This window comes from Sphingomonas sp., assembly GCF_036387535.1.
Lineage (GTDB): Bacteria > Pseudomonadota > Alphaproteobacteria > Sphingomonadales > Sphingomonadaceae > Sphingomonas_R.
The window spans coordinates 1-5746 of the sequence record NZ_DASVTO010000093.1 but is presented as its reverse complement, the minus strand read 5'-3'; the positions used below and the strand labels follow the sequence as shown (position 1 = coordinate 5746).

Below are 5746 nucleotides of genomic sequence, written 5' to 3'. Positions count from 1 at the left end.
ACAGGCTCGAACCGAACGGGCGCAGGGAGCCTAACAACAAAAAGCCGCCGCGGGGTCTCCCCCGCGACGGCGTTTCGAACCGGCGGAGGCGATCAGACCTTGTCGATCACGTCCTTGACGCCGCCCTTCACATCACCCTTGGCGCGCTGCAGCTCGCCCTTGGCTTCCTGCGCATGGCCTTCGGCGGTCAGGTCGTGATTGTCGGTCGCGCCGCCGATCGCCTGCTTCACATTGCCGATGGCCTCGTTCGCGGCGCCCTTCAGCTTGTCGGTGAATTCACCCATGTCAGTCTCCTGAGGTTGCGCGGCCGATCCACGGACCGGTCACTGGATTGATGCAGGTTAAACCCCGCATCCCGCCCGCCGGTTCCATGACGCTTCCGTAATCAACGCGCGCGTGCGTCAGATCAGCCCGGCCAGCGGGCTCGACGGATCGGCATACATGCGTCGGCCCATCCGCCCGGCGCGATAGGCCAATCGGCCCGCCTCCACCGCCGCCTTCATCGCCGCGGCCATCATCACCGGATCCTTCGCCTCGGCGATAGCGGTGTTCATCAGCACGCCGTCGCAGCCCAGCTCCATCGCCACCGCCGCCTCGCTGGCGGTGCCGACCCCGGCATCGACCAGTACGGGCACCTTTGCGCCCTCCACGATCAGCCGGATCGTCACACGGTTCTGGATTCCCAGGCCCGACCCGATCGGCGCGCCCAGCGGCATGATCGCGACCGCGCCCGCATCCTCCAGCCGCTTCGCCGCGATCGGATCGTCAACGCAATAGACCATCGGCTCGAACCCCTCTTTGGCCAGGATCTCGCACGCGCGGATCGTCTCGACCATGTCGGGGTACAGCGTCCGCGCCTCGCCCAGCACCTCCAGCTTGACCAGGTTCCAGCCGCCGGCCTCGCGCGCCAGCCGGAGCGTCCGGATCGCCTCGTCCGCGGTGAAGCACCCCGCCGTGTTCGGCAGGTACGTCACCTTCTTCGGATCGATATAGTCCATCAGGACCGGAGCGTTGCGGTCCGACACGTTCACGCGCCGCACGGCCACCGTCACGATCTCCGCCCCCGCCGCGGCGACCGCCGCCGCATTCTGCGCGAAATCCTTGTACTTGCCGGTGCCGACGATCAGCCGCGACCGGAACGTCCGCCCCGCGACGGTCCAGCTGTCGTCCTTCGCCGCCGGCGGGGCATGATCGCCACCGCCGACGAAATGGACGATCTCCAGCTCGTCGCCATCCTGCGCCACCACCTGGCTCAGCGTGGAGCGGGGCACGACCTCCAGATTGCGTTCCACCGCAACCTTTTCCGCGACCAGCCCCAACTCCGCCGCCAGTTCGGCCAGCGTGATCCCGGCGCGCACCCGCTGATGCTCGCCGTTGACCCTGAGCGTGATCGTTCCGTCGCTGTGCATCTGAATCTCCGTATCGCCGCCCGATCTAGAGAGCCGGGGGGCGATGTTCAAATGCAATGGCGCGCGCCGTGCTTTGCCTCGCCCGCTTCGCTTCTGTATGAGCCGGACCGACCGCAACCATCCGAAGGCCCGTCATGCCGGACAGCAAGACCATCTACGTCCTGAACGGCCCGAACCTCAACATGTTGGGCCTGCGCGAACCCGAAATCTACGGATCGGACACGCTGGACGATATCGCGGGCATGCTGGACGACCGGGCGCAGGCGATCGGCGTCGACATCGACATGCGCCAGACCAATCATGAAGGGCTGCTGGTCGACTGGATCCAGGAAGCGAATGCGCGAAACGCGCACGCCATCCTGCTGAATGCGGGCGCCTTCACCCATACGTCCATCGCCATCCACGATGCGATCAAGGCGGTGACCGTGCCGGTGATCGAGGTCCATCTTTCCAACCCCCACCGCCGCGAACCTTTCCGCCACACCAGCTTTGTCGGCATGGCAGCCAAGGGCACGATCGCGGGTTTCGGCGCGCACGGATATGTGCTGGCGCTGGACGCCGCGGCCAAGCTCTGACATCTGCGCGCGAAAACAGGGAAAACAGCATGACCGATACCCCCAATGGCGCGATGCAGGTCGACGTCGGACTGGTGAAACAGCTCGCCGAACTGCTCGATGACACGCATCTGACCGAAATCGAGGTTTCGGACGGCGATCGCCGGATCCGCGTCGCGCGCAAGGCGGCGGCGGTGTCCGGCCCCGTCACCTATGCCGCTCCGGCGCCGGCTGGGGCCTCGGCCACGCCCGCGCCCGCCCCGGCTGCTCCGGCCGCCGCGCCACTGGCCGACCCCGCCGATCATCCCGGCGTCGTGAAATCGCCGATGGTGGGCACCGCCTATATGGCCGCCGAACCCGGTGCCAAGCCGTTCGCCACCGTGGGCCAGACGGTCGCCGCCGGCGATACGCTGCTGATCGTGGAGGCAATGAAGGTCATGAACCCGATCGTCGCCCCACGCGCCGGCACCGTCCGCCAGCTGTTCGTCGACAACGGCCAGCCGGTCGAGTTCGACCAGCCGCTCGCGATCGTCGAATAAGCATGGCGATCACCAAGGTCCTGATCGCCAACCGCGGCGAAATCGCGCTCCGCATCCACCGTGCCTGCCACGAAATGGGCATTCGCACGGTCGCGGTCCATTCCACCGCCGATGCCGATGCCATGCACGTCCGGTTGGCGGACGAAGCGGTGTGCATCGGCCCGCCCGCCGCCACCGACAGCTATCTCAACATCCCCAACATCATCTCGGCCGCGGAAATCACGCATGCCGACGCGATCCATCCCGGCTACGGCTTCCTGTCCGAAAATGCCCGGTTCGCGGAGATCGTCGAGAGCCACGGTCTGCTCTGGATCGGGCCGAAGCCCGAACATATCCGCACGATGGGCGACAAGATCGAGGCGAAGCGCACCGCCGCCGCGCTCGGGCTGCCGCTGGTGCCGGGGTCCGATGGCCCGATCGCCGATCTGGATGAAGCCAAGGCGATCGCCGCGACCGCCGGTTATCCCGTCATCATCAAGGCGGCCTCCGGCGGCGGCGGCCGCGGCATGAAGGTCTGCACCGACGAATCGCAGCTGGAAACGCTGATGATGCAGGCGGGGCGCGAGGCGAAGGCGGCATTCGGCGACGCCACCGTCTATCTGGAAAAATATCTGGGCGATCCGCGCCATATCGAGTTCCAGGTGTTCGGCGACGGCCGCGGCAACGCCATCCATCTCGGCGAACGCGACTGCTCGCTCCAGCGCCGCCACCAGAAGGTGCTGGAAGAAGCGCCGTCGCCCGTCATCTCCGCGGAACAGCGCCATGAAATGGGCGGCATCGTCGCGCGCGCCATGGCCGACATGGGCTATCGCGGCGCCGGCACGATCGAGTTCCTCTACGAAAACGGGCAATTCTATTTCATCGAGATGAACACCCGGCTCCAGGTCGAACATCCGGTGACGGAGGCGATCACCGGCCTCGATCTTGTCCGCGAACAGATCCGCATCGCCGATGGCAAGGATCTGACGCTGCGGCAGGAGGATGTGGTATTTCGCGGACATGCGATCGAATGCCGCATCAACGCCGAGGATCCGCGCAGCTTCGTCCCCTCGCCGGGTCTGGTGAAGAACTATCATGCGCCCGGCGGCATGAACGTCCGCGTCGATAGCGGCCTCTACGCGGGATATCGCATTCCGCCCTATTATGACTCGATGATCGCGAAGCTGATCGTCTACGGCACCACCCGCGACGGTGCGCTCCGCCGCCTGCGCCGCGCGCTGGAGGAATTCGTCATCGAAGGCGTGAAGACGACGATCCCGCTGCACCAGGCGCTGCTCGACGATCCCGAGTTCCAGCGCGGCGACTATACGATCAAGTGGCTGGAGGAATGGCTGTCGCGCCAGGACGCCTGATCGGCGGAACCCGCCCTCCCCGTTCAAGGGAGGGCGGCGGGATCGCGTCGACCCGGAGCTTGACACCATCCCCAACCCAAAACACACCCGCAGCATGGCGACGATCGCGATCTACAGCCTCAAGGGCGGCGTCGGAAAGACCTCGCTCGCGGTCAACCTGGCGCATGCGGCGGCGCGGTGCCGGCGCCGCACATTGCTCTGGGATCTCGATCCGCAGGCTGCGTCCAGCTGGTTGCTGAGCGGCGATGCGCCGGCCGCCGAACCGGCCGAGGCGGTGTTCGCACGCGATATCGCCCCCGACCGCCTGATCCGGACCACGGCCATTTCCGGTCTTGATCTGCTCCCGGCCGATGCCTCGCTGCGCGGGCTGGACGGTTTCTTCAGCGCGCTGGGCAAGCGCAAGCGGCTGCTCCGCCTGCTCGAACGGCTGACCGGCGACTATGATCGCATCATCCTCGATTGCCCGCCCGGCCTGACCGAGACCAGCGAACAGGTCGCGCGCGCTGCGACGCTGATCGTCGCACCCGTCATCCCGTCGCCGCTTGCCCGGCGCGCGTTCGACGATGTCGTCCGCCATTTCGCCGGCGCACCCGGTCGCCATGCGCCGATCCTGCCGGTATTCTCGATGGTCGATCGCCGCCGCGCGCTGCATCTGTCCACCATCGCCGCGGAACCCGACTGGCCGATCATCCCCATGGCCAGCGCAGTCGAACAGATGGCGGCCCGGCATCTGCCGGTCGCGGCCTTTGCTCCGGCATCTCCCGCCGCACACGCCTTCGCCGCCATCTGGACCGGGATCGAACGGCGGCTGGCGGACGCGCCCTGACCATGAACCGCGGCTGAGAACGCCGAGAATCGCGCAAGTAAGTCCCTGAAAACGCACGATCAACGCAAAAACCCGTTTCGGGTACGGCTCCGAATCCGCTTTCGGGTGTTATGATCTTCCTGAAGACGATTTCGACCGTTATTCATAGGAGAAAGCGCATGAAGCCATTTCTGATCGCCGCCGTGATGATGCTGGGCACGTCCGCCTTCGCGCAGGACATGACGCAGCCGCCGGCACCACCCGCCGCCGATCCGGCCGCGCCCGCCAGCCCCGATGCGATGGCACCGGCCGATCCGGCCGCACCCGCGCCGCCCGCTGACCCCGCCATGGCGGCTCCTGCCGACCCGGCGGCCGCGGCGCCGGCTGATCCCGCCGCCGCGGCAGCAGCCCCCGCTCCCGCCGCAGACCCGGCGATGTCCGCGCCGCCGGCCACCGAGGCGATGACGCCGCAGCCGTCGACCAAGGATTATCCGACCTGCTCGCGCACGGTGACGGACAACTGCAAGAATCGTCGCGGTCGCTAAGACCCGACAACCACCGAAACGAGGATGGCGGCTCCGCAAGGGGCCGCCATTGTCATGTCCGGTCGCGGCCGAGCCACGCCATGCCGCCGCCGATGATCAGCATCGCAGCGCCCAACCCGGCGCGCTTCTGCCGCCGCAGCAGGCTGAGCCCCCCTGCGACGAGCAGCGACGGCACCATACCCTGCCGTCGTCCTCCGGCCAGCCGCGCCGCCCGCCCGCCCGCGCCCGACAGGATCAGCGCCGTTCCCGATCCGCCACCGCGCGACGCCCGCGCCGGCGGCTTTGCCGCTGCCCTTGCCCTTGCCGCGTCGGCCTGCTGCGTGGGCGATTCCGCGACCGTATCCGCCACCGCGGCGCCGCGCGTGCCCAGCGGGGTTTCCGGCCCGCGCGTCGTATCCCGCGCCGTCTGATGTTCCAGTTCGGAATTGAGTTCCGCGCCCAGCAACAGCACATAGGCCGACAGCCAGATCCAGGTCAGCAACACCACCACGGCACCCAGCGACCCGTAAGTGGCGTCGTAATTGCCGAAATTGGCGACATAG

At 67.5% G+C, this 5746-nt stretch carries 8 protein-coding genes; 5 read left to right on the top strand and 3 right to left on the bottom strand.

The window, feature by feature from the left end; all coding sequences use genetic code 11:
* Window positions 1-92 precede the first annotated feature (92 nt).
* Window positions 93-284 (bottom strand): CsbD family protein, encoded by a 192-nt coding sequence (locus VF649_RS08675; RefSeq protein ID WP_331011564.1) that lies wholly within the window; start codon window positions 282-284, stop codon window positions 93-95.
* A gap of 117 nt (window positions 285-401) precedes the next feature.
* A complete protein-coding gene (gene thiS, locus VF649_RS08670) occupies window positions 402-1409 on the bottom strand; it encodes a sulfur carrier protein ThiS (protein WP_331011563.1) in 1008 nt (335 codons plus the stop codon).
* A 134-nt stretch (window positions 1410-1543) separates the two neighbouring features.
* Between thiS and aroQ the strand changes: the two genes are divergently transcribed.
* The 5 genes from aroQ to VF649_RS08645 all read left to right on the top strand — a co-directional run bounded on the left by aroQ (window position 1544) and on the right by VF649_RS08645 (window position 5204).
* Complete coding sequence (aroQ, locus tag VF649_RS08665) at window positions 1544-1984, top strand: type II 3-dehydroquinate dehydratase (protein ID WP_331011562.1); 441 nt, start codon at window positions 1544-1546, stop codon at window positions 1982-1984.
* 29 nt (window positions 1985-2013) lie between these two features.
* On the top strand, window positions 2014-2502 hold the full coding sequence (gene accB, locus VF649_RS08660; protein WP_331011561.1) for an acetyl-CoA carboxylase biotin carboxyl carrier protein: 489 nt from the start codon (window positions 2014-2016) through the stop codon (window positions 2500-2502).
* Window positions 2503-2504: 2 nt separating this feature from the next.
* Entirely contained in the window at window positions 2505-3854 is a 1350-nt protein-coding gene (gene accC / locus VF649_RS08655) for an acetyl-CoA carboxylase biotin carboxylase subunit (protein WP_331011560.1), read from the top strand.
* A 94-nt stretch (window positions 3855-3948) separates the two neighbouring features.
* Window positions 3949-4680, top strand: coding sequence for a ParA family protein (locus VF649_RS08650; RefSeq protein WP_331011559.1), 732 nt, complete (start codon window positions 3949-3951; stop codon window positions 4678-4680).
* 158 nt (window positions 4681-4838) lie between these two features.
* Window positions 4839-5204, top strand: a complete 366-nt coding sequence (locus VF649_RS08645; RefSeq protein ID WP_331011558.1) for a hypothetical protein — start codon at window positions 4839-4841, stop codon at window positions 5202-5204.
* A gap of 52 nt (window positions 5205-5256) precedes the next feature.
* Here the strand turns inward: VF649_RS08645 and VF649_RS08640 are convergent.
* The coding region (locus VF649_RS08640; RefSeq protein WP_331011557.1) for a YihY/virulence factor BrkB family protein at window positions 5257-5746 on the bottom strand (490 nt) is incomplete at its 5' end.